The organism is Mesorhizobium sp. M0870, assembly GCF_040319775.1.
GTDB lineage: Bacteria > Pseudomonadota > Alphaproteobacteria > Rhizobiales > Rhizobiaceae > Mesorhizobium.
Genome location: NZ_JAMYOI010000013.1, coordinates 25,876 through 47,443, shown reverse-complemented (window position 1 = coordinate 47,443; position 21,568 = coordinate 25,876). Strand labels below are relative to the sequence as shown.

22 protein-coding genes are annotated in these 21,568 nt (G+C 64.1%); 7 read left to right on the top strand and 15 right to left on the bottom strand.

Features of this window, described 5'->3' with window-relative positions; translation table 11 throughout:
* Window positions 1–153: 153 nt before the first annotated feature.
* From NKH97_RS17305 to NKH97_RS17295, 3 genes are all read left to right on the top strand, one after another.
* On the top strand, window positions 154–1,326 hold the full coding sequence (locus NKH97_RS17305; protein ID WP_352798107.1) for an efflux RND transporter periplasmic adaptor subunit: 1,173 nt from the start codon (window positions 154–156) through the stop codon (window positions 1,324–1,326).
* Between the two features lie 86 nt (window positions 1,327–1,412).
* Window positions 1,413–4,592: an efflux RND transporter permease subunit gene (locus NKH97_RS17300; RefSeq protein ID WP_352798104.1), complete on the top strand. Its 3,180-nt coding sequence runs from the start codon at window positions 1,413–1,415 to the stop codon at window positions 4,590–4,592.
* A 92-nt stretch (window positions 4,593–4,684) separates the two neighbouring features.
* Window positions 4,685–4,843 (top strand): DUF3309 family protein, encoded by a 159-nt coding sequence (locus tag NKH97_RS17295; RefSeq protein ID WP_023810914.1) that lies wholly within the window; start codon window positions 4,685–4,687, stop codon window positions 4,841–4,843.
* 63 nt (window positions 4,844–4,906) lie between these two features.
* On the opposite strand, the gene NKH97_RS17290 is transcribed toward NKH97_RS17295, so the two are convergent.
* Together NKH97_RS17290 and NKH97_RS17285 are read right to left on the bottom strand one after the other, a co-directional pair.
* Window positions 4,907–5,866, bottom strand: coding sequence for an SDR family oxidoreductase (locus NKH97_RS17290; RefSeq protein WP_352798099.1), 960 nt, complete (start codon window positions 5,864–5,866; stop codon window positions 4,907–4,909).
* 76 nt (window positions 5,867–5,942) lie between these two features.
* Complete coding sequence (locus NKH97_RS17285; protein ID WP_128305533.1) at window positions 5,943–6,152, bottom strand: DUF680 domain-containing protein; 210 nt, start codon at window positions 6,150–6,152, stop codon at window positions 5,943–5,945.
* 114 nt (window positions 6,153–6,266) lie between these two features.
* On the opposite strand from NKH97_RS17285, the gene NKH97_RS17280 reads away from it, so the two are divergent.
* Window positions 6,267–7,175, top strand: a complete 909-nt coding sequence (locus NKH97_RS17280; protein WP_352798094.1) for a LysR family transcriptional regulator — start codon at window positions 6,267–6,269, stop codon at window positions 7,173–7,175.
* Here the strand turns inward: NKH97_RS17280 and NKH97_RS17275 are convergent.
* The 3 genes from NKH97_RS17275 to NKH97_RS17265 form a co-directional block, all read right to left on the bottom strand.
* Window positions 7,139–8,314: an MFS transporter gene (locus NKH97_RS17275; protein ID WP_352798091.1), complete on the bottom strand. Its 1,176-nt coding sequence runs from the start codon at window positions 8,312–8,314 to the stop codon at window positions 7,139–7,141. The genes NKH97_RS17280 and NKH97_RS17275 overlap by 37 nt on opposite strands.
* A gap of 122 nt (window positions 8,315–8,436) precedes the next feature.
* Window positions 8,437–8,745, bottom strand: coding sequence for a DUF1244 domain-containing protein (locus NKH97_RS17270; protein WP_128305536.1), 309 nt, complete (start codon window positions 8,743–8,745; stop codon window positions 8,437–8,439).
* Between the two features lie 11 nt (window positions 8,746–8,756).
* On the bottom strand, window positions 8,757–9,554 hold the full coding sequence (locus NKH97_RS17265) for an N-formylglutamate amidohydrolase (protein ID WP_352555432.1): 798 nt from the start codon (window positions 9,552–9,554) through the stop codon (window positions 8,757–8,759).
* Between the two features lie 245 nt (window positions 9,555–9,799).
* Here NKH97_RS17265 and NKH97_RS17260 point away from each other — a divergent pair, with 245 nt between their 5' ends.
* Both NKH97_RS17260 and pyk read left to right on the top strand, forming a co-directional pair.
* The gene (locus NKH97_RS17260) at window positions 9,800–10,288 is read left to right on the top strand and encodes a DUF1036 domain-containing protein (RefSeq protein WP_127260459.1); all 489 of its coding nucleotides are present in this window, start codon (window positions 9,800–9,802) and stop codon (window positions 10,286–10,288) included.
* On the top strand, window positions 10,285–11,721 hold the full coding sequence (gene pyk / locus NKH97_RS17255) for a pyruvate kinase (protein WP_023810921.1): 1,437 nt from the start codon (window positions 10,285–10,287) through the stop codon (window positions 11,719–11,721). Before NKH97_RS17260 ends, pyk begins: the two co-directional genes overlap by 4 nt.
* A gap of 44 nt (window positions 11,722–11,765) precedes the next feature.
* On the opposite strand, the gene NKH97_RS17250 is transcribed toward pyk, so the two are convergent.
* The 3 genes from NKH97_RS17250 to ykgO form a co-directional block, all read right to left on the bottom strand.
* The gene (locus NKH97_RS17250) at window positions 11,766–12,830 is read right to left on the bottom strand and encodes an alpha/beta fold hydrolase (RefSeq protein ID WP_352555430.1); all 1,065 of its coding nucleotides are present in this window, start codon (window positions 12,828–12,830) and stop codon (window positions 11,766–11,768) included.
* A gap of 166 nt (window positions 12,831–12,996) precedes the next feature.
* A complete protein-coding gene (locus NKH97_RS17245; RefSeq protein ID WP_352629220.1) occupies window positions 12,997–13,602 on the bottom strand; it encodes a tetratricopeptide repeat protein in 606 nt (201 codons plus the stop codon).
* A gap of 111 nt (window positions 13,603–13,713) precedes the next feature.
* A complete protein-coding gene (gene ykgO, locus NKH97_RS17240; protein ID WP_006327841.1) occupies window positions 13,714–13,839 on the bottom strand; it encodes a type B 50S ribosomal protein L36 in 126 nt (41 codons plus the stop codon).
* Between the two features lie 241 nt (window positions 13,840–14,080).
* Here ykgO and NKH97_RS17235 point away from each other — a divergent pair, with 241 nt between their 5' ends.
* Complete coding sequence (locus NKH97_RS17235) at window positions 14,081–14,503, top strand: lysozyme inhibitor LprI family protein (RefSeq protein ID WP_027037137.1); 423 nt, start codon at window positions 14,081–14,083, stop codon at window positions 14,501–14,503.
* Window positions 14,504–14,509: 6 nt separating this feature from the next.
* Here NKH97_RS17235 and NKH97_RS17230 read toward each other — a convergent pair whose 3' ends face one another.
* The 7 genes from NKH97_RS17230 to NKH97_RS17200 all read right to left on the bottom strand — a co-directional run bounded on the left by NKH97_RS17230 (window position 14,510) and on the right by NKH97_RS17200 (window position 21,561).
* Window positions 14,510–15,589 (bottom strand): 5-(carboxyamino)imidazole ribonucleotide synthase, encoded by a 1,080-nt coding sequence (locus NKH97_RS17230; RefSeq protein ID WP_352798082.1) that lies wholly within the window; start codon window positions 15,587–15,589, stop codon window positions 14,510–14,512.
* A complete protein-coding gene (gene purE / locus NKH97_RS17225) occupies window positions 15,586–16,083 on the bottom strand; it encodes a 5-(carboxyamino)imidazole ribonucleotide mutase (protein ID WP_024502962.1) in 498 nt (165 codons plus the stop codon). The genes NKH97_RS17230 and purE overlap by 4 nt, the downstream gene beginning before the upstream one ends.
* 101 nt (window positions 16,084–16,184) lie before the next feature.
* Window positions 16,185–17,078 carry a ribokinase gene (locus tag NKH97_RS17220; RefSeq protein ID WP_352798078.1) on the bottom strand — a complete coding sequence of 298 codons (894 nt, stop codon included), beginning with the start codon at window positions 17,076–17,078 and terminating at the stop codon, window positions 16,185–16,187.
* Window positions 17,075–17,950, bottom strand: a complete 876-nt coding sequence (locus tag NKH97_RS17215) for a MurR/RpiR family transcriptional regulator (protein WP_013529211.1) — start codon at window positions 17,948–17,950, stop codon at window positions 17,075–17,077. The genes NKH97_RS17220 and NKH97_RS17215 overlap by 4 nt, the downstream gene beginning before the upstream one ends.
* On the bottom strand, window positions 17,947–18,915 hold the full coding sequence (locus NKH97_RS17210) for an ABC transporter permease (RefSeq protein ID WP_352798074.1): 969 nt from the start codon (window positions 18,913–18,915) through the stop codon (window positions 17,947–17,949). Before NKH97_RS17210 ends, NKH97_RS17215 begins: the two co-directional genes overlap by 4 nt.
* 23 nt (window positions 18,916–18,938) lie before the next feature.
* Window positions 18,939–20,372: a sugar ABC transporter ATP-binding protein gene (locus NKH97_RS17205; protein ID WP_352798071.1), complete on the bottom strand. Its 1,434-nt coding sequence runs from the start codon at window positions 20,370–20,372 to the stop codon at window positions 18,939–18,941.
* A gap of 136 nt (window positions 20,373–20,508) precedes the next feature.
* Window positions 20,509–21,561, bottom strand: a complete 1,053-nt coding sequence (locus tag NKH97_RS17200) for a sugar ABC transporter substrate-binding protein (protein WP_352677376.1) — start codon at window positions 21,559–21,561, stop codon at window positions 20,509–20,511.
* Between the last annotated feature and the right edge of the window lie 7 nt (window positions 21,562–21,568).

The following is a 21,568-nucleotide window of genomic DNA, read 5'->3' as shown; positions in this document are numbered from 1 at the left end:
CTTGCAACTTTCAGACTATATTGCGGTGCAACTTTGATGTAGAAGCGCGCTTCGCCGATCACGGCAAATTGAACACGGCTCGGCGCGCACCCATATCGGCGACGCGCCCGCGTTATGAGGACGCTGGCCGAACCCGCAGTGGAAAAAACGACGATGAGAATCAGGTTTCACAAGCTTGCAGCCGTTGTTGTGCTCATTGGTTTCGCGGCGTGGATGGCGACAGGCGAGTTTTCGTCGGTCGGCAGCGTAGCCGCCAACAAAGCCAAAGCAGCCGAAGCCGAACAGGCCAAGGCGCCGGACGCGAGCAAGCCGAAGACGGCGGAAGCCGAGCCGAAGGCACCGCTGCGCACGGTCGCGGTGGTGACACCGCCTCGCAAGACCTATGCACGCGCCATCCGCATTTCCGGGCTGACCGAAGCCGACAAGCGGGCGGTGCTGGCGACGCGCGTCGCCGGTGTCATCGACAAGCTACCTGTCAAGCAAGGCGATCACGTCAAGACGGGGGATCTGGTGCTGATGTTTGCGGCGGAAGAAAAGATCTCGATGGTCGACAACGCCAAGCAGTTGGTGGTGCAGCGCCAGGCCGAGCTGGACGCAGCCTTGCGGCTGATGAAGACCGGCAATCTGCCGAAGCTGCAGCTCGACACCGCGCGCTCGAACCTGACCTCGGCGCAGTCGCTGCTGGAAACGGCACAGGCCGAACTCGACCGCAACGAGGTGAAGGCGCCTTTCGACGGCGTTATCGACCGGGTGCCGGTGGAACTTGGCAGTTCCGTCATGCAAGGCGGCGAGGTGGCAACCATCCTCAAGCTCGATCCGGTGATTGCCCGTGGCGAAGTCAGCGAGCGCGATCTCGGCTATCTCAAGCTCGGCGACAAGGCCACCATACGGCTGGTCAGCGGCCAGACGGTCGAAGGCACCGTGCGCTACATCAGCCGCGACGCCTCGTCGGCGACCCGCACCTTCCGCGTCGAGGTTGCCGTCCCCAATGCCGACGGCTCCGTGCCGGCCGGCATGACGGCGGAAATCGCGCTCAACGCACAGCCGACCGACGCGGTGCTGCTGCCGCGCTCGGTTGTGACGCTCGGCGACAAGGGCGACCTCGGCATCCGTGCCGTCGGCAAGGACAACAAGGTGGCGTTCTTCCCGATCGACCTCGTTGACGACACGCCGACCGGCCTCGTCCTCGGCGGCATACCGGCCGACGCCCGCATCATCGTCGCCGGCCAGGAACTGGTGAAGGAAGGCGATCTGGTCAATCCGGTCGAGGCCGACCAGGCGATCATCAAGAAGCTGCTCGGCGAGGCGACGACCGGCACCCAGTAGCGTAGCACAAGTCGCGACGGACTAGCCCTGGGCGGGGACAATCGGCTGCGACGCAGCTCGTGGAAATTCAAGAACAGGCGTTAGCCATGGATATCGTCAGACTCGCAATCAACAATGCCCGCCTGACCATTTCGGTCCTCGTCTTCCTTCTGCTGGCGGGCTGGGTTGCCTATCAGGCGACGCCAAAGGAAGCGGAGCCCGACGTTCCGATTCCGATGATGTATGTCAGCCTGATCTATCAGGGCATTTCGCCCGAAGATTCGGAGCGGCTTCTGCTGCGGCCGATGGAAAGCAAGCTGAAAAGCCTGAAGGGCCTCAAGGAGATGCGTTCGGCCGCCTTCCAGGGCGGCGGCTACGTGCTGGTCGAATTCCAGCCGCAGACCAATCTGGCCACCGCGCTGCAGGACACGCGCAGCAAGGTGCAGGACGCCAAGGCCGACCTGCCGCAGGCGGCGGAAGAACCCGTCGTTACCGAAGTCAACATTTCCGAATTTCCCGTGCTCGTCGTCACGCTCTCGGGAAATCTGCCCGAACGCGTGCTGACCGCCGCCGCGCGCGAACTACGCGACCGTATCGAGGAGGTTCCCGGTGTTCTCGAAGGCTCGCTGCAGGGTGCGCGCGACGATCTCGTCGAGGTCGTCATCGATCCGATGAAGCTGTCTTCCTATGGATTGCAGCTCGATCAGTTGATCGGTGCGGTCGGCAACTCCAACAGCCTGGTCGCCGCCGGCAACATCGAAGGCTCGGAGGGCAAATACGCCGTCAAGGTGCCGTCGCTGATCGAAACGCCGGAGGACGTCGCCGCACTGCCGGTGGTAGCCGGCCCCAATGCCGTGGTGCAGGCCAAGGACATCGCGACGATCCGCTCGACCTTCAAGGATGCCGAAACGGTGACCCGCCTCAACGGCAAGCCGGCCATCGCCATCGAAGTCAAGAAGCGCATCGGCTCCAACCTGATCGACACCATCGCCAAGGTGCGGACGGTGTCCGACGAGTTCGTCAAGTCCATGCCCGAGGGCATGAACGTCACCTACACGCAGGACAAGTCGGTCTTCGTCAACCAGCTGCTCGGCGATCTGCAGAACCATGTGATGATCGCCGTCATCCTGGTGTTCATCGTCATCCTCTACGCGCTGTCCGGCCGCGCCTCGCTGCTCATCGGGCTTGCGATTCCGTCGTCCTTCCTGATCGGCATCCTGCTGCTGGCGATGATGGGCTACACGATCAACATGATCGTGCTGTTCAGCCTGATCCTGGCCGTCGGCATGCTGGTCGACGACGCCATCATCGTCACCGAGTTCGCCGAACGGCGGATGAGCGAAGGCATGCCGAAGGAGGAAGCCTTCGCGCTCGCAGCCAAGCGCATGGCCGGTCCGGTCATCGCCGCGACGATGACGCGCATCGCCGCCTTCTCACCGCTGCTGTTCTGGCCGGGCATCATCGGCGACTTCATGAAGTACATGCCGATCACGCTGATCGTCACGCTATCGGCCTCGATGCTCTATGCGCTTGTCTTCGCGCCGACGCTGGGTGCGATCTTCGCCAAGGCGCCGCCGCATCATGAGGATGACAATCGCGACGGCTGGTACATGGCGATCGTCAAGCAGGCGGTGCGCTTCCCCATCACCGTGCTGGTGCTGACCGTCGCGCTCTTGTTCGGCGTCGGCTTTGCCTATTCGAAATACGGCGCCGGCGTCGAGTTCTTCCCGAATGTCGAACCGGATTACGGCCTGCTCTACGTGCATGCGCGCGGCAATCTTTCGCTGGCCGAAATGGATACCGCGACCAAGATCGCGGAAGACAGGCTGCTCGGCTGGCCGGGCGTGAAGTCGGTCTACACCCGCGTCGGCAAGACGCAAGGCGGCGGCCAGGATATCCCCGAAGACGTCGTCGGCGTCATCCAGTACGAATTCATCGACTGGCGCGAGCGCAAGGCGGCGAACCACATCCTGGACGATCTGCGCGGCGTCATGGCCGGCATTCCCGGCGTCGATGTCGAGGTGCGCGTGCCGGAAGCCGGTCCGCCGACCGGCAAGCCGATCCAGATCAGGCTTTCGGCCGTCGACCCCAAGGGGCTCGACGACAAGGCCCGTGAGGTTGCGGCGCGCATCGGCAAGGTGCCCGGCGTCATTGATATTTCCGACGGCCTGCCGCCGCCCGGTGTCGACTGGGCGCTCGAGGTCGACCGTGCCAAGGCGGCGCAGTACGGCATCAGCCCAACCTCGGTCGGGACGGTGGTGCAACTGGTGACCAACGGGCTGAAGCTCTCGGAATACCGGCCTGCCGGAGCCGACGACGCGGTCGACATAAGGCTGCGGCTGCCCGAAGACCGGCGCACGCTGTCGACGCTCGACGAACTCAGGGTGCAGACCTCACAAGGCTCGGTGCCGATCTCGAACTTCGTCGTGCGCAAGCCCGAGCCGACGGTCGGCATCCTCAACCGCATCGACGGCGCGCGTACGGTGGTCGTCCAGGCCAACGTCGCCGCCGGCGCTCAGGTCGCGGCTGTGCAGGAGCAGGTCACCAAAGCCGTCTCCGACATGGATCTCGGCAGCGGCATCCGCTGGAAGCTGGCCGGCTCGAACGAGGACAGCGCCGAAGCCAGCGCCTTTCTTAGCAAGGCCTTCGGGGCGGCGATCTTCCTGATCTTCCTGGTGCTCTTGGCGCAGTTCAACAAGTTCACCAGCGTCTGGCTGGTGCTGTCCTGCGTGGTCATGGCGACGATCGGCGTGTTCCTCGGCCTGCTGATAACAGGCGAGACGTTCGGCATCGTCATGTCGGGCATCGGCGTCATCGCTCTGGCCGGCGTGGTGGTGAACAACAACATCGTGCTGATCGACACCTATGACCGGCTGCGTGAAGAAGGCTGGGACAAGGTCGAGGCGGTGCTGCAGACTTGCCGCGAGCGCGCCCGTCCGGTGGTGCTGACGGCTGTTTCGGCCATTCTCGGCGTGCTGCCGATCGCCTTCGGCCTCGGGTTGGAAATCTTCCATCACGAGACGACGATCAACGCGCCGTCGACGCAATGGTGGATTTCGCTGTCCTCGGCGATCGTCTTCGGCCTGTCCTTCGCCACCGTGCTGACGCTGGTGGTGACGCCGTCGATGCTGATCGTGTTCACCCGCGCCAAGGTCAAGCCGGGCGCACGGCGCGGTTGGTTCAGCCGGCTGTTCCGGCGTGGCAAGGGCGAGATTTCCTCGACCGATGCGCAGGGGCAGGATGTCGGAGCCGAGCCGGATATCGCCTTTCCGAAAGCCGCCGAATAGACCAATGCCGATTTGACCGCAAAAGGCCGCCCGGAACAACCGGGCGGCCTTTTGCATTGTTCTTGGGCGAAACGTCGAACTGCGGGGTTCTCATGCCGATCACCACCATCGTCATCATCGTCCTGGTCCTTATCCTCATCGGCGCGGTGCCGGCCTGGCCGCATTCACGCTCCTGGGGCTATGGGCCGTCGGGTATTGTCGGCGTGGTGCTGGTGGTGCTCATGGTGTTGCTGTTGATGGGACGGCTCTGAGGCGCCCTCTCAGTCCACGGAGATTGTCAATATGCGGAGGAGCATCGCCCGCCATCGCGGACGTCAGGCAGCTTTCGCAACGCCGGTCACGGTGGCAATGCCGATATCCCCGAGAGCTTCAGTGACGGCCTGATCCAGCGGCGTGTGCGGGATCGCGCCGATGATGCCTTCCAGCCTTGCCGACGCCAGTTGGTGCGGTTCGAAGCGCAGATAGGACATCGACACGATCTCACGCCACATCGCCACGAACGGGCTACCGGCGCGCAGCACCCACCAGGCCATCGAGGTCATCTTGAGCGGACGCCCAAGCGCCTTCTCTGCGGCTGCCTTGATCTCCAGGTCGGTGACGGGATGGCCGGGGAAGTTGAAGGCTTCATAGGCGCCGAGCTTGTCCAGGTTCTGCGCCAGTCCGACGAAAGCCCTGGCCAGATCCGGTAGGTAGGCCCATTCATGCACGAGGTCGACCGGGCCGGGCGCCGTATAGATACCCTTGTTGATCTTGGCAGCGACGACCAGGTCGAACCACGAGCCGCTGCCGGTGCCGCCGAAGAAGTCGCCGGCCCGCAAAATGATGGTGCGGACGCGGCGTGCTTCGGCCTCGCGGTGAAACAGGTCCTCCATGGTGACGCGGATGCGCCCCTTGTCGGTCGTCGGGCGGAACGGCGTGTCTTCCGTGATCACCTCCGGCATCGGCGATCCGTAATTGTATACGGTCCCGGGAAAGAGATGCAGTGCGGTGTTGGCATGGCAAGCGGCCATGACATTCTCGGCGATCGGCAGGCACTTGACCCATTCGGTGTAGATCGGGTTGAGGCCGTTGAAGATGATGTCGACACCTTCCGTGGCGCGGATCAGCGCTTCCCGGTCGAGCGCGTCACCGGCAACGGCCGTAGCGCCTTCAAGTTCAGTTGGCAGTTTGCCGTTGCGGGTGACGGCGCGGACCTCGTAGCCCACGTCGATGAAGGCCTTGGCGACCACGCGGCCGAGCCGGCCATTGGCACCGAGAATTGCGATACTGGTCATTGGAAGCACTCCTGGGTTGGGATTTGCGTGGCCGGTCTGGACGCGCGATCGGGATCAGCGACAAGCGCGATCGAGATCAGCGGTTGCCGAAGAGGTCGCGGTTGCTGCCTTGCGTGACCGGCTGCCGGACGGCCGCATCCGGGTTGTGGATCGAAGCGGTGGTCGTGTTGTCGGTGCTGGTGACAGCCGGCTGGCTGGCGTCGTTCGAGCCAAACTTGTCGCTGCCGGCAAAGGCGGCGCTGACGGAAATGAGGATGGCGGCGGTGGTGAGAGCGATCTTGGTCATCTGAGTTCTCCTGGTTGGTGTTTGCAGTCCGTGTTGGTGTCTGCAGCCGGAATATGGTCGCTCCGAACGCGAATGGAAATTGACTACATATGGCGTTCTGATATTCATAAATGAATGACAGAAATCGACTGGAACCTGATCAAGAGCTTTGTCGCCGTGGCGGAATCCGGCAGCCTGTCGGCCGCCGCGCGAAAGCTTTCGGCCAGCCAGCCGACGCTTGGCCGTCACATCGGCGAGTTGGAACGGGCACTCGGCGTCACACTGTTCCGTCGAGGACGGCACGGTTACGAACTGACGGAGGCCGGCAGCACGCTGTTCGAACGCGGCAAGGCGGTCTGCGAGCAGGCAAGCGCCTTCTCACTCCTGGCGCTGGGTTCGGTCGAGGCCATCGAAGGCACGGTGCGCATCGCCGCCAGCGAGGTGGTGGCGGCCTATGTCCTGCCTGAGATGACGATGCGGCTGGGGATCGAGGAGCCCGGCATCGAGGTCGAGATCGTTGCTTCCAACCAGGTCGAGAACCTGCTGCGTCGAGATGCCGACATCGCCATCCGCATGGTCAAGCCGGCGCAGAACGAGCTGATGGCACGCAGGGTCTGCGATATCGAGCTCTGCGCCTGCGCGGCCAAATCCTATCTCGACAGGCGCGGCCGTCCGCTGAAGCCTGCCGATCTTGTCGGCCACGACCTGGTCGGCTTCGACCGCGGCGACGAGATCATCAGGGGCTTTACCCAGTATGGCATCCCCGTCACCCGGAGCAGCTTCCGCTTCAGGGCCGACAACCAGATCGTTTTGTGGGAAGCGGTGCGGGCGGGAAACGGCATCGGCCTCGGTCAGGAGCCGCTGGCCGACAGGGATCCTTTGATAGAGAAGGTTCTGCCAGATCTGCCGCTGCCAGTTCTGCCGGTGTGGCTGGCGATGCATCGCGACGTGCGTACCAGCGTGCGCATCCGCCGGGTGGTGGATTTTCTCCACGAGGAGCTGAAACGCTATTCGGCGGGTGCTGGCGCGAATTCGGCGCGGTGAGCGAGCCCGGCCATCAGCAACACGATGATCAGCAGTCCCGACATGGTGATGAAGATCGGGCCGAAGCTGGAATGCTCGGCAACGAAGCCGATCGCCGACGGCGCCACCAGTATGCCGCAGTATCCGATAGTGGTGACCACGCTCATGCCGGTGCCGGAAGACATGCCTTCCTGGTTGCCGCCGGCCGAAAAGATGATTGGCACCATATTGGCGATGCCGAAGCCGCAAAAGGCAAAGGCTGCAATAGCGAGCCAGGGCGAGGGCGCCAGGCCAGCCACCAGCATGCCGACCGCGGCTACGAGGGCCGACACGCGCAGCGTCGTCACCGCGCCGAAGCGATTGCGTATGCCGTCGCCGAAGAACCGCGTAACCGCCATGACGCCCGAAAATCCGGCGTAGGCGAGGCCGGCAACGGCGAGATCGGCGCCGAGCTCCTGGCGCAGATACAGGGCTGCCCAGTCGAGCACCGCGCCTTCGGAGATCATCGCCAGCAGCGCCATCAGTCCGATCAGATAAACCAGCGGGTTTGCCGGCAGTGCGAATTTGTGGTGCTCGGCTGCCTGCGGGCCGTCTTCGGTGAGGAGATGGCGAACGGCCACCGCGATCACCGCGAAGGCAAACACCGTTACCGCCGCCGCGTGGGCGAGGTGGCCGTAGTGCTGGATGGCAAAGCCGCCGAGGCCGCCGCCGGCGAAGCCGCCGAGACTCCAGAAGCCGTGCGAGGACGACATGACGGCGCGGGAGAGCCGCCGTTCGACCACCACGGCATTGGCATTCATGGCAACGTCCATGCCACCGATCGAGCCGCCGAAGATGATCATGGCCGCGGCCGCCAGCGGTACGTTGGGCGCCAGCGCCACGACCATCAGACCGAGGCTGCCGCACAGGGCGAACCAGCGCAGTACGGTGCGCGAGCCATGTCTGGAAATCAAATGGCCGCACCAGGTCATCGCGACGACGGCACCGACGCCGAATAAGAGTATCAGCAGACCGAGCGTGAACTTCGAGATCTCCAGCCGGGTCAGGAACACCGGAATCTGCGGCGCCCAGCTGCCCGTCAGGAAGCCGTTGGCCAGGAAAATGGCCGCGAGCGCCCATCGTCCGCGAATGGCAGTCAGCTTGGCAGTTGACGCGTTCATGAGGCGAATCCCGCTGAAAATGGCTTCGCGCGGCAAATTAGATCGATTCAATTTTCAGTCAAGGCTCTTTCGGGAAGCATTTTGGGCCAACATAGCCTTAAGCGATCGCGGGGACGACGGCGTCAATGGTCCTGGGGGCGCCTTGCCTCGAATTCGGCCTTCTTGGCGTCGGAGGCCTCGGTCTGGTTCAGCGTCTGCCATTCCCCATAAGGCATGCCGTAGACGATCTCGCGCGACTGATCCTTGGTGAGATCGACGCCCTCGGCATTGGCTGCCTCCCGATACCAGTTCGACAGGCAGTTGCGGCAGAAGCCGGCGAGATTCATCAGGTCGATGTTCTGCACATCGTTGCGCTCGCGCAGATGCTCGACCAGCCGGCGGAAGGCGGCCGCTTCGAAATCGCGTTGCTGCTCGTCGCTGAGTTCGGTCATCGAAACCTCCGTCATAGCGGCCCGGTGCGCGAGCCAAACATCTTCACCACATGTATATCGGGACGGCGATCGATCGCGTCAACGATCGGCGCCAACCGTTCGGCCCAGGCGAGCGCGCCCTTCTGGTCCGATATCAGATCCTGTCGGATCTCGATCAGCGCATGGGCGAAGCCGTTGACGATGGCGTGCTTGTACATGGTGTCGCCGCGCAGCGCGCCGTCATAGGGTTCGTTGTCGCCGACGACGAGGTTCTTGTCCTCCGCCAGCATGTCTATCAACGGCCGCGCCACGCGGTCGTCGAGGTCCCACAGGATGCCGACGTGCCAAGGACGCTGGATTCCTTGCATGGCAGGGGTGAAGGAATGCACCGAAAAGATGAAGGGCGCCTGGGCGGAAGCCTGTGCGACCGAGGCGATCATGGCGCCGACGGCGTCGTGATAGGGTCGGTAGAACCCGTCGAGCCGCCTCTCGCGCTCCTCGGCAGCGATGGGGTAGTTCCCAGGTACGACAGTGCCGTCATAAAGCTGGCGAATGAGCGTTGGGTCGTCTTCGCCGCGGTTGGGATCGATCAGCAGCCGCGAAAAATTGGCAAGCACCGCCGGCACGCCGAGCAGGGCAGCCAGTTCGCGCGTCACCGCCTCGACGCCGATGTCATAGGCGATGTGGCGGTCGAACTCGGCTGAGGGCAGGCCGAGGCTGCCGTAGTCGTCGGGCAGGTCGCGACGGGCATGATCGCCCAACAGCACGATGCCTCGCCTGCGATCGCCCTCGATGATGTCGAAAGGCGCGAAAACTGTGGATCGGGTCATTGGCGGGAAATGGTCTGTTCGCTGGCTTCCGGGGAGGGTGCTATCGTCATTCCACGAAGACGACGCTTGCGCAATGCCGTTGTTTGGCCAAGGTTTCCCCGGAAATCTGGCACAAGTCGGCGAATTGTGCGCCGGAGCCTTTCTAAATCGATTGGAATTGGACAAAACGGTGCGTTGACATGCGCCCGGACTTTTCCGAAAAGGGGCGCAGAGAGATGCTGATGTGGTTTTTGAGGGGTTTTCGGATGAGTTCCGCCGGCGGGCAGCGCATGCGCTCTGCCTTTGCCATGCCGCTCCTCACTCTTGCCATAGGCCTGTCGGCGATGGTCGTGGCTTCGCCGGCGCGTGCCGATTTCCGCGTCTGCAACGCCACGCAGAACCTGGTCGGTGTCGGCATCGGCTATCGCGCCAAGGCCGGCTGGATCACCGAAGGCTGGTGGCACATCGAGGGATCGAGTTGCAAGACGCTGATCGAAGGGCCGCTGTCATCAAGGTTTTACTATCTTTATGCAGAAGACGCCGAACGCGGTGGACGCTGGGACGGCCCGATCAACATGTGCGTGGCTGAAAAAGAGTTCAAGATCGCCGGCGTGACCGACTGCGTCGCCCGGGGCTTCCAGCGCGCCGGATTCCAGGAATATGACACGGGCGAACAGGCAAGCTGGATGGTCCAGCTGACCGATGAGTCCACAACGGGAGGCGCTCCAGCCGCCCCGGGAACAAACAGTCAATGAGACGTAGCCGCAAGGTCAAGATCCTAGCCACCATCGGTCCGGCCTCCTCGTCGGAGGAGATGCTGAAGAAACTGTTCGAAGCGGGCGCCGATGTGTTCCGCATCAATATGAGCCATACCGACCATGAACTGATGCGCACGCTGGTCGGACGCATCCGCGCTGTCGAGGAAGCGGTTGGCCGGCCGATCGGCATCCTGGCCGATCTGCAAGGGCCAAAGTTGCGCGTCGGCAAATTCGCCAACGGCAAGGAAGTGCTGACGCAAGGCCAGACCTTCACCCTCGACGACAATCCAGAGCCTGGCACCTCGACCAGGGTCTATCTGCCGCATCCGGAAATTCTGAGCTCGGTCGAAGCCGGCCATCGCCTGCTGATCGACGATGGCAAGCTCGAGCTGAAGGCGGTGAAGAGCGACGGCAAGTCGATCGTCTGCACCGTCGTCGCCGGCACCACCATTTCCGACAAGAAGGGCGTCAGCCTGCCCGACACCGACCTCCCGGTCGGCGCGCTGACCGAGAAGGATCGCAAGGACCTCGATGCCGTGCTGGCCACGGGCGTCGACTGGGTGGCGCTGTCCTTCGTGCAGCGGCCGGAGGATTTGGCCGAAGCGCGCAAGATCGCACGCGGCCGGGCGCTGATCATGGCCAAGATCGAAAAGCCGCAGGCCGTCGCCCGGCTGGCCGAGATCATCGAATTGTCCGACGCGCTGATGGTCGCCCGCGGCGATCTCGGCGTCGAGATGCCGCTCGAGGCGGTGCCCGGCATCCAGAAGCAGATCACGCGCGCCGCACGCCGAGCCGGCAAGCCGGTGGTGGTTGCAACGCAGATGCTGGAATCGATGATCACGGCACCGGTGCCGACCCGCGCCGAGGTGTCCGATGTTTCGATCGCCGTCTTCGAAGGTGCCGATGCCATCATGCTGTCGGCGGAATCGGCGGCGGGTGCCTACCCCGTCGAGGCCGTGGCAATGATGAACCGTATCGCCACCAAGGTCGAAACCGATCCGACCTATGCCGGCATCATCAACGCCCAGCGCTCCGAGCCGGAGGCGACTGGCGCCGATGCCATTTCGCTGGCCGCGCGCGAGATCGCCGAAACGCTGAAGCTGGCGGCGATCATCACCTACACCGCATCAGGCACCACAGGCCTGCGCGCCGCCCGCGAGCGGCCGCAAGTGCCTGTTATCGCGCTGTCGCCGATCCTCAATACGGCGCGGCGGCTGTCGCTTTTGTGGGGCACGCATTGCGTCGTCTCACCCGACGCCGTCGACCTCGACGACATGGTCAATCGCGCCTGCCGCATCGCCTTCGACGAAGGCTTCGGCAAGCCGGGCGACCGCGTCATCATCACCGCGGGCGTACCGTTGCGGACACCGGGTTCGACCAACATGCTGCGCATCGCCTATATCGGATCGGACACACAAGTCAGCCGCTAGATTCCTAAAGCGTGTCGCCTCTGAACGGATTCAGGCGATCCGCTTTAGGTCGGCGCGAGTTCGGCCTGCGGTACCTTGATATCGGCGCATCTGCCGGCGCCGTAGGCGTCGCCAGCGATGCGCGCCTCCACTGCCGTTGCCATCGCCTGCAGGTCTATACTCTTCCCGGCGACCTTCTCGATGGCGCCGACGGTCAGGTCGGGCGCGATCCAGTCTGGCTTGTGACCGAGATTGTGCACCCAGACGAGTTCGGCACCGGCAATGTCGCGCGCCAGGCCGACCGAATGGATATGTGCATAGACCACCTTGTCGCGATCGCCTGAAATGACCACGGTTGGCGCCTTGATCTCGTTGTAGCGCGGTGCGGCGCCGAGGGCATAGCGATAGAGCCCGGCGACATCGGTGGCGTTGGCACGAAAGGCTGTTGGTCGCAGCACCAGCGGGATAGAGGCCATTCTGAGATAATTGTCGGGCACCTTGTTGGGCGAGAAAACGCAGGTGGTGGCGTCCGCCATCTGCAGTGTACCGGCCGGATAGGTCAGCATCTCGGAAAACGACCAACCGAGCACCGGCATGGTGGTCAGATTGTAGTACCAGGCGGTTGCGCCGCCCGGCCATGGGTGGGTCGCCGGTGCGAGGAAGACCAGCCCGAGCGTCTTGTCGGGATGCTCCCGGCCAAAGGCCGATGTCACCACGCCGCCGAAGGAATGGCCGACGATGACAGCCTTCTTGATGCCGAGATGGTCCATCAGTGCGGCAATGGTGTCGGCCTGCGCCGACGGGTTCTCGTTGTTGGTGCCGCGACCCGACCAGCCGTGGCCTGGCCGGTCGAAGAACAGCATTTCGGCGCGGCCTTCGAGCAAGGGACGCAGCGGCAGCATCTGGTCCCTGAGATTGGCGCTGGCGCCGTGGATGAAGACGATCGGCGGCAGCTCGGCATTGGCGGGTGCGGGAACATGGACATAGTGGATGCGGGCGCCGTCGATGTCGGCGAACTCGCCGATCGGCGGATTGCGGCGCTCGATCAGCCATGAGCCGACCCGGGTGACGCCGACAAAGCCGAAGACAAGCGCCATCAGGAAGGCAAGGGCGGCGTAGATCAGGTTCATGGGGGAGATACGGAGGTGGAGGGGGATAAGGAGTAGGGGAGTAGGGGAGTAGGGGAGTAGGGGAGTAGGGGAGTAGGGGAGTAGGGGAGTAGGGGAGTAGGGGAGTAGGGTGTGTGTTCCGCAGGTACAATCTGCCCCTACTGCCTTATTCCCCTACTCCCCTAGATCAAATGCCTTCACCGGCAAGTTCCTCCGAAATCGTGCCGACCTGGTCCTGGGCGCTGCGCATCATCGGATAGATGGCCAGCACCTTTTGCCAGGCCTCGAGCGCCGATTGCTTGTGGCCGGTCAACGCCATGATCTGCGCCAGGCCGGACAGCGCACCGAAATGGCGCGGCTCGAGCTGCAGCGTATGGTCGATGTCGGACATCGACTTGCCGTAGTTCTTCATCATGAAATGGACGGTGGCACGCCGGTTCCAGCCTTCGGCATAGGTCGGCTGCAAAGTCACCACCTGGTCGAGGAAATCGAGCGCGACGTCGAACTTCTGGCCCTCGACGGCTTTTTGCGACCATTGCATCATCAGATCGATCGAGGCGCTGCCGGATTGCGACCACTCGCTCCAGATGTTGCCGGCGATGCGCTCCGCCGCCTTTTCGTTGCGCTCGCGTTTCAGATCGCTGAACAGCTGGTCGAGGCGGGCTTGTTTCGTCGTTGCGGCGGGCGGGGCGTCCTGAGTGGCCGGCGGCGCGACAGCATCATCCGCCCATGCCGGGCCATAAATGGCGCCGGAAACAAGCAGAGATGTCAAAAATGCAAAAAGAATCCGCATCACCGGACTCTAGTCCCGGGCGGCGGAACGTCAAACTGAATTTGGCGTGAAAGGCCGGCAGGCGGCAACAAGCATCAAATGGGCGGAGGCAACAGCCTCCTGCCCGAAAGCTCAGCCCTGGCGTGCCTTGTAGCGCGGGGCGGTCTTGTTGATGATGTAGACGCGGCCCTTGCGGCGAACCAGCTGGTTGTCGCGGTGACGCGCCTTCAGCGCCTTGAGCGAATTCTTGATCTTCATGGTCTTGCCTGTCGGTGTGGACCCGGTCCGGGTCGAAATTTTAAGGCGCGCCAGAAGACGCGCCTTTGAACTGTGGGAGGCTCATAAACGAGGAGCCTTGTCCCTGTCAACCGCAAGCGTGCTCCATAGCGGCTGTGAATCGTCCCTGTCATCAATTATCTGCCATATCGGTCTGGCGGCATTGCGCGGCCCTGGGCCGGCTGGGATGATGCGGTCGCCTTGAAGTGATTTGGAGAGAATCATGCGCCGAATGTTCCTGTCCGCCTGCCTTGTCCTGCTGGCGGCAGCTTCGGTTGCGCGCGCGCAGGAATGCGACCGCAGCGACGACAGCCAGCAGATGATGAACATCTGTGCCGGCGAAGACTATCAGGCGGCCGACGCCAAGCTTAACAAGGCCTATCAGGATCTCACCAGCTCGGATGATGCCGGCGGCAAGAGATTGCTGCAGGTAGCGCAACGCGCCTGGATCGCTTTTCGCGATGCCGAGTGCGCGCATTCCACCGCCGCCAGCGAAGGCGGATCGATCCATTCGATGGAAGTTTCGCAATGCCTGACCAGATTGACCAATGATCGCGTCAAGCAGCTCGCTGCCGCGGCCAATTGCGAGGAAGGTGATGTGAGTTGCGCCAATCCAGGGCAGGACGAGAGCGACGACGTGCAGTAGGCAACCTTATGAGGCGCGACGGCTGATCCGAGTGAAATGGCCCATCTTGCGGCCGGGCCGCGCTTCGGCCTTGCCGTAGAGATGCAGCATCAGATCGGGCTCGGCGAGAAGCTCAGGGACGCGCAGCACATCGTCGCCGATCAGGTTCTCCATCACGCAGTCGGAGTGGCGGTCCGGGCTGCCGAGCGGCAGGCCGGCGATGGCGCGGATATGCTGCTCGAACTGCGACACGATACAGGCGGCTTCCGTCCAATGGCCGGAATTGTGCACGCGCGGCGCGATCTCGTTGGCCAGCAGCGAGCCGTCCGCCAGCACGAAGAACTCGACGCCGATGACACCGACATAGTTCAGCGCCGACAATATCGTCGATGCCGCCATTCGGGCTGCTGTCGCGGTTTCGGGCCTTACGCCGGCCGGCAAGGTCGACGTATGGAGAATGCCATTGCGGTGGACATTCTCGGCCGGATCGTAGGCGACGACCGCACCGTCCAGCCCACGCGCCGCGATCACCGAGATCTCGCGCTCGAACGGCACGAAGGACTCCAGGATCAGCGGCACATTGCCCATCGCCTCGCAGGTGCCGGCAAAACCGCCTGCTTCCATGTTGCTGAAGACGCGCTGGCCCTTGCCGTCATAGCCCATGCGCCGGGTCTTCAGGATACCGCTGCCGTCGAACGCTTTCAGCGCCGCCGTCAGCTCGTCATCATTGTCGACGGCGTGGAAATCGGCGGTGGCAATGCCGATGCCGTTGAGGAATGTTTTTTCGTCCACCCGGTCCTGCGCCACTTCCAGCGCGCGCGCCGGCGGATAGACCGGAACCTTGGCCGCCAGCGCGCTGGCCGCCGCGACCGGCACGTTCTCGAACTCGTAGGTGATGACGGAACTCGACGCTGTCAGTTCGGCAAGGGCGGCCGGGTCGTCATAGGCAGCTGTTATTTGCCGGTTGGCGACCTGTGCCGCGGGGCAATCCGCTTGCGGCTCCAGCACTACGGTGCGGTAGCCGAGGCGGGCGGCGGCAACAGCCAGCATGCGGCCAAGCTGGCCGCCGCCAATGATGCCGATGGTCGATCCGGCGGGCAGGCTCACGGCGTATCCGTCGGTTCTGCCGCGACCTTGGCGGTCTGCGCGGCGCGCCAGGCATCCAGACGGACGGCAAGGCTGTCATCGTTCAGGGCCAGCACGGCAGCGGCCAGAAGGGCTGCGTTGGTGGCACCGGCCTTGCCGATGGCCAGCGTGCCCACGGGAATGCCGGCCGGCATCTGGACAATGGACAGCAGCGAATCCTGCCCGGAAAGCGCTTTCGATTCCACCGGCACACCGAACACCGGCAGCGGCGTCATCGCCGCCGTCATGCCGGGCAGGTGCGCCGCACCGCCGGCGCCGGCGATGATCACCTGATAACCCGCCGCCTTGGCGCCCTTGGCGAAATCATAGAGCCGGTCTGGGGTGCGATGCGCGGAGATGATCAGCCGCTTGTGCGGGATGCCGAGTGCTTCCAGCGTTTCGGCGGCATGACGCATCGTCGCCCAGTCGGACTGGCTGCCCATGATGATGGCGACGTCGGCGCGTTGATCGTCCAAGTCTCTGTTCCCCAGCGACAAAGGCGCGCCTTAGCGGAATTCGCGCGAGGCCGCAAGGATAGGCGGCGGCCGCGGCTCTTTGGCAAAGTTGAATCAGGCCATCAGATGCCGTTGCGCTCGGCCTCCGGCGTAGAGACAAGCAAGGCCGAAGCCGCGTTGGCGGCGGTGATGGCCGCCCGCATGGCCTGCCCACGGGCAAGTCCCGCGGCCAGCGCGCCAACGAATTCATCGCCGGCGCCATGCGTGCTGGCGACCTTGACGGGGACGGCCAGCAGCGCAAAGGCCTCGCCGGTCTGGTCGCAGCAGGCGACGCCCTCGCCGCCCGCCGTGACAATCGCCACCGGATAAAGATCGGCCAGCAATCGTGCGGCTTGCGCGGCCCCGTCCTGCGTCTCGACCACTGCTGTGCCAGCCAGGAATTCCGCCTCGATTGCGTTGACCACCAATATGTCGACCAGGGCGATCAACTCGTCGGAGAGTTTGCGCGCGGGGGCCGCGTTGAGCACGACGCGGCCGCCCCGTGCTTTGACGGCGCGTGCGGCGGCAATGTTGCCGGCTTCCGGCACTTCGTTCTGTAACAAAAGCACTGCCGTTTGGGCCATCACATCGGAAGCAGAGGCAATGTCGGCATGGCCCAGTGTCAGATTGCTGCCTGAGACGATCACCGCGCCATAGTCGCCGCCCGCGTCGAAGATCGCCACGCTCATGCCGGAGCTGGCGCCAGCGGCCACCCGCACGAAGCGGTGGTCGACCACCGCGCGATCGAGATTGGCCAGCAACGCCCACCCGAAATCATCGTCGCCGACGGCGCCGATCATCGCCGCGCGCACGCCGGCCCGCGCCGCCGAAACAGCCTGGTTGCCGCCCTTGCCGCCGCATTTCGGGTGCCAGGCATGGCCGGTCACCGTCTCGCCCTTGCGTGGGCGGTCGGGCGCGTCGACCATGATGTCGTAGTGCAAGCTGCCGAACACGGTGACCAGCGGCGTTGTCGTCATGAGCCCCGGTCTTTTCGTTTCGATGTCACCGCCGACATGGTGCGGCCGAGGTTGCGCTCCGCCGCCTGATAATCGCGCTGCGCCACCGCCACGAACAGCGCGTCGAGGATGTTGAGCTGGGCAATGCGGGCCGCCGCATTTTCGCCCATCAGCGGCGAACCCTGCGCGGTCGAGCAAAGCACGATGTCGGCGACCGCAGCCAGCGGCGAGTTGTCGTAATTGGTGATGGCCAGCGTGCGGGCACCGTTCTTGCGGGCCAGCTGGATGGCGTCGATGACGGCCGACGTGTTGCCCGAATGCGAGAAGCCGACGGCGATGTCGTCGCCGCCGAGCAGCGAGGCCGACATCAGCATCATATGCGAATCGTCATAGACCGATGCGCGGATGCCGATGCGCAGAAACTTGTGCGAGACATCGCGGGCGATCTGCGCCGAGCCGCCGACGCCATAGAAATCCCGGTTCTTGGCACGGAAGAGCAGCTCGGCGGCGCGGTCGAAATCCTCGATGTCGAGGATTGCCAGCGTTTCCTCCAGCGCCTGGATGGAGGTGCGGAACACCTTCTGCACGATCTCGGCCGAACTGTCGTCGGACGACAGTTCCTGGTGCATCTCGGCGGTCGGCAGGCGACTGTATTCATAGACGGCGGTGCGGAAGTCGCGATAGCCGGAAAAGCCGAGCTTCTTGGCGATCTTGACCACCATCGCCTCGGACACGCCGGACTCTTCGGCGATCTGCTTCAGCGGAATGCTCTCATCGAAGCCGCGCCGGCCGAAGACGGTTTCCACCACCTTCGCCTCCAACGGGGTGAGATGCGGCATCATCATGCGGATGCGCGGTCCTACCGCTTTCAGGTCCAGCCCGCTCAAGGTCATCCACGCCCCCTCGTCACGCGATCGATAAGCATCGCGGCGAGGATTATAAGACCAGTTGCCAGAAGCTGATAGAAGGACTGGACGTTCATCAGCGTCAAACCGTAGCGCATGGCGCCGAGGATGATAGCGCCCAGGATGGTTCCGACGATGCTGCCCTTGCCGCCCATCAGCGAGGCGCCGCCGATGGCGGCAGCCGCGATGGCGTCGAGTTCCCAGAGATTGCCGAGGATGGGCTCGGCGGCGCCGAGCCGGCCGATCAGGATCTGCGCGGCAAGCGCCGCCAGCAGGCCCGAGATCATGTAGGCGGCGATCTTGGTGCGGGCAATCGGCACGCCGGCGATGTAGGCCGCCTCCTCGTTGCCGCCGACGGCAAGCAGATATTCGCCGAAGGGCGTCTTCTTCAAAACGACCCAGGCGACGACAGCCACGCAGGCGACGATGACGACCGCCAGAGGCAGTCCAAACAGCGATCCGTTGAAGATGGCGCGGAACCCCGCGGGCAGGCCCAGAACCGGATTGCCGCCGGTGTAGATCAGTGCCAGCGCCCGGTAGGTGCTGAGCGTCCCCAATGTGACGATGAAGGGCTGCAGCCCGACATACGCGACGAGCACGCCGTTGACGAGGCCGCAGGCAAGGCCAATGGCGAAGCCGGCGGCGATGGCCAGCGGAAACGGCACGCCGGCGACCATCATAGAGGCCGAGATGACGGCCGAGAGTGCCGCCGTCGGCCCGACCGACAGGTCGATGCCACCGGAGATGATGACCAGCGTCATGCCCAGCGCCAGACAGGCATTGATGCTCGACTGCTGCAGGATGTTGATCAGGTTGCGCTCGGCGAAGAAGCCAGGCACCAGCGCGCCGAATACTGCCAGGATCACGACAAGGCCGATCAGCGTGCCGGCGTCGCGCATGGAAACGCCGCGCAGGAATTCGGCGCGTGGCCGCACCAGAGTGGTATCCGACATATCCGTCACCTCTGCCTTGCCTGTTACGCGGCCGGCGTTTGCGTTTGCGGGATGGCGTGCGCCGCGATCGCCTGTTCGCTGATATCGTCTCTGTGGAGTTCGGCCGCGATCGTGCCGTCGCGCATGACCAGCACGCGGTCGGCAAGCCGGATCACTTCGGGGAGCTCGGAGGAGACGACGATCACGGCATGGCCCTCGGCGGCGAGTTCCTCGATCAGATGATAGATCTCCGCCTTGGCGCCGACATCGATGCCGCGCGTCGGTTCGTCGAACAAGAGGATGCGGGTTCCCGCCGCCAGCCAGCGGCTGATGATCGCCTTCTGCTGGTTGCCGCCGCTGAACAGGCGAATCGGCCGGTCGAGCAGAAACGGCCGCAGGTTGACACGGCTCATCTTCTCGACGGCCACGTGTTTCAACCTGGCGTGATCGATGAGACCGCGCGGCGCGAACACGGCCATCGAGGCGAGCGCCATATTGCAGGTGATCGAGCGCAGCGGCACGATGCCTTCGCGTTTGCGCTCCTCCGGCACCAGTCCGACGCCGGCGGCAATCGCATCGCGCGGGCTGGCGAAGCGCGCCGCCTTGCCGTCGATTGCAATCGTCCCGGCCGTGGCGCGATCGGCGCCGGCCAAGAGCCGCAAAAGTTCAGTGCGGCCGGAACCGACCAGGCCGGCAATGCCCAGCACCTCGCCGCAATGCAGATTGAACGACACGTTGCGCACCTTCGTCGCCGAAGAGAGGCCACGCGCGCTCAGCATGACCTTGTTCGTGGCATGGGAATTATGGTGTTCCCGCGCCAGTTCGCGGCCGACCATCATCGCCACGACCGCTTTCTCCGACAGGTCTTTCAGATCGACGGAATCGACGACGACGCCATCGCGCATGATGGTGGCGCGCCGGCAGATGCCGAACACCTCATCCAGCTTGTGCGAGACATAGACGACGGCGACGCCATCGCGCGCCAAACCTGTAATGACTTCGGCGAGCCGTTCGAATTCGCTCGGCGTCAGGCTCGATGTCGGCTCGTCCATGGCGACGATGCGGGCGCGATCGAGCAGCGCGCGAGCGATCTCGACGATCTGCCGCTGCGCCACCTTCAGGGTACCAAGGGGTGCCGCCGGATCGATGGAGGGATCAATGGCCGCAAGAGCATCCGCAGCACGGCGCTCTTGCTCGCGCCGGGCGACGAAGATACCGCCGCGCGTCAGCGGATGGCCGAGGAACATGTTCTGGGCGACGCTGAGGCGCGGTACCTGCTGCAATTCCTGATGGATCATGGCGACGCCCGCAGCGCGTGCGGCGACCGGGTTGGCGAGTGTAACCGGCTTGCCGTCGATGAGGATGCTTCCCGCTGTCGGCCTGTAGACGCCAGACAGGACGCGCAGCAGCGTCGACTTGCCGGCGCCGTTTTCGCCGAGCAGGCCGTGGATTTCACCGGCCCCGACCGAGAGTGACACCTCGTGGAGCGCCCGTACGGCCGGAAACAGCTTGGAAATGCCCTTGAATTTGCAGCCGGGGTGACATCGGGTTCTATCTCCGGGCAAGAGTGCCGGCCGGCAGCGAATTGCTCTGGCCGGCACCCGCCGATTAGCCTTATTGGCCCGCTGCCGCGTCCTCGAGCAGGGCCTTGCGCGCGCCGGTGCCGGAATAGCGGTCGGCATTGTCCTTGGTGATCAGCGCCTGCGGCGTGGCGACAACGCGCGGCAGCTTCTGTCCCGCGACGAGACGCAGAGCTGTTTCCAACGCCACTTCGCCAGTCAGCACCGGGAAACTGTCGACCGTGCCGGTCAGTTCGCCGGCGCGGATCGAGGCATAGGCGTCGGAAATGCCGTCGGTGCCGAAGACCGCAACCTTGTCCTGCAGGCCGGCGGCCTTGACAGCCTCGACGATGCCCAGCGCCATGCCGTCATTGTTGGCATAGAAGCCGATCAGGTCGGGGTGCTGCTGTAGGATGTTGGTGGCCGCGTCATAGGAGGCTTGGCGGTCCCAGTTGCCGGGAACGCTGGCGACAACCTCGAAATTGCCCCCCTCGGTGATGGTCGACTTGAAGCCGTCGGTGCGCTGCACGGCGGCATAGACGCCAGCCTGACCTTCGACGATGGCGACCTTGCCGCCATTCGGACGATTCTTGATGAACCATTTGGCGACGCGCACGCCATTGTCGCGTTGGACATTGCCGACATAATGCTCGGCCTGCGGGATGACGGCGTCATTGACGTTGACCACCGGCACGTTGGCGGCCTTGGCCTGCTCCATGATCGGCTGCAGATTGGCATCCGTCTGCGGCGAGACGAGCAGCACGTTGTAGCCCTGCGTCACCAGGCCTTCGGCGATGGTGAGCTGGCCGAGCTGGTCGCCCTCGCTCTGCGCTGCCTGATAGACGACGGGAACGCCGACCTTGGCGCCGAATGCCGTGTAGCCCTCGCCCAGCGAGCGCCAGTATTCATTGGTCAGCGTCTTGGAGACCGCGCCTGCCTTGGTGCCTTCGGGCAGCTTGGGGAACGCGCCGAATTTAGCCTCGACCTGCGACCAGTCGATGCGGTCCTTTTCCGTGTCGGAATTGAGCGGCGCGAGGTCGGCGGCAAAGGCAGAGCCGATCGAGAGCGCCATCAGTGCGGCGGTAGCGGTGGCAAGCAGAAGTTTCATTGTATTC

Bases quoted from the DNA above. Each gene is read 5' to 3' on its own strand.
- NKH97_RS17305 (WP_352798107.1), top strand. From the start codon at position 154: ATGAGAATCAGGTTTCACAAGCTTGCAGCCGTTGTTGTGCTCATTGGT.
- NKH97_RS17300 (WP_352798104.1), top strand. From the start codon at position 1,413: ATGGATATCGTCAGACTCGCAATCAACAATGCCCGCCTGACCATTTCG.
- NKH97_RS17295 (WP_023810914.1), top strand. From the start codon at position 4,685: ATGCCGATCACCACCATCGTCATCATCGTCCTGGTCCTTATCCTCATC.
- NKH97_RS17290 (WP_352798099.1), bottom strand. From the start codon at position 5,866: ATGACCAGTATCGCAATTCTCGGTGCCAATGGCCGGCTCGGCCGCGTG.
- NKH97_RS17285 (WP_128305533.1), bottom strand. From the start codon at position 6,152: ATGACCAAGATCGCTCTCACCACCGCCGCCATCCTCATTTCCGTCAGC.
- NKH97_RS17280 (WP_352798094.1), top strand. From the start codon at position 6,267: ATGACAGAAATCGACTGGAACCTGATCAAGAGCTTTGTCGCCGTGGCG.
- NKH97_RS17275 (WP_352798091.1), bottom strand. From the start codon at position 8,314: ATGAACGCGTCAACTGCCAAGCTGACTGCCATTCGCGGACGATGGGCG.
- NKH97_RS17270 (WP_128305536.1), bottom strand. From the start codon at position 8,745: ATGACCGAACTCAGCGACGAGCAGCAACGCGATTTCGAAGCGGCCGCC.
- NKH97_RS17265 (WP_352555432.1), bottom strand. From the start codon at position 9,554: ATGACCCGATCCACAGTTTTCGCGCCTTTCGACATCATCGAGGGCGAT.
- NKH97_RS17260 (WP_127260459.1), top strand. From the start codon at position 9,800: ATGAGTTCCGCCGGCGGGCAGCGCATGCGCTCTGCCTTTGCCATGCCG.
- pyk (WP_023810921.1), top strand. From the start codon at position 10,285: ATGAGACGTAGCCGCAAGGTCAAGATCCTAGCCACCATCGGTCCGGCC.
- NKH97_RS17250 (WP_352555430.1), bottom strand. From the start codon at position 12,830: ATGAACCTGATCTACGCCGCCCTTGCCTTCCTGATGGCGCTTGTCTTC.
- NKH97_RS17245 (WP_352629220.1), bottom strand. From the start codon at position 13,602: ATGCGGATTCTTTTTGCATTTTTGACATCTCTGCTTGTTTCCGGCGCC.
- ykgO (WP_006327841.1), bottom strand. From the start codon at position 13,839: ATGAAGATCAAGAATTCGCTCAAGGCGCTGAAGGCGCGTCACCGCGAC.
- NKH97_RS17235 (WP_027037137.1), top strand. From the start codon at position 14,081: ATGCGCCGAATGTTCCTGTCCGCCTGCCTTGTCCTGCTGGCGGCAGCT.
- NKH97_RS17220 (WP_352798078.1), bottom strand. From the start codon at position 17,078: ATGACGACAACGCCGCTGGTCACCGTGTTCGGCAGCTTGCACTACGAC.
- NKH97_RS17215 (WP_013529211.1), bottom strand. From the start codon at position 17,950: ATGACCTTGAGCGGGCTGGACCTGAAAGCGGTAGGACCGCGCATCCGC.
- NKH97_RS17210 (WP_352798074.1), bottom strand. From the start codon at position 18,915: ATGTCGGATACCACTCTGGTGCGGCCACGCGCCGAATTCCTGCGCGGC.
- NKH97_RS17200 (WP_352677376.1), bottom strand. From the start codon at position 21,561: ATGAAACTTCTGCTTGCCACCGCTACCGCCGCACTGATGGCGCTCTCG.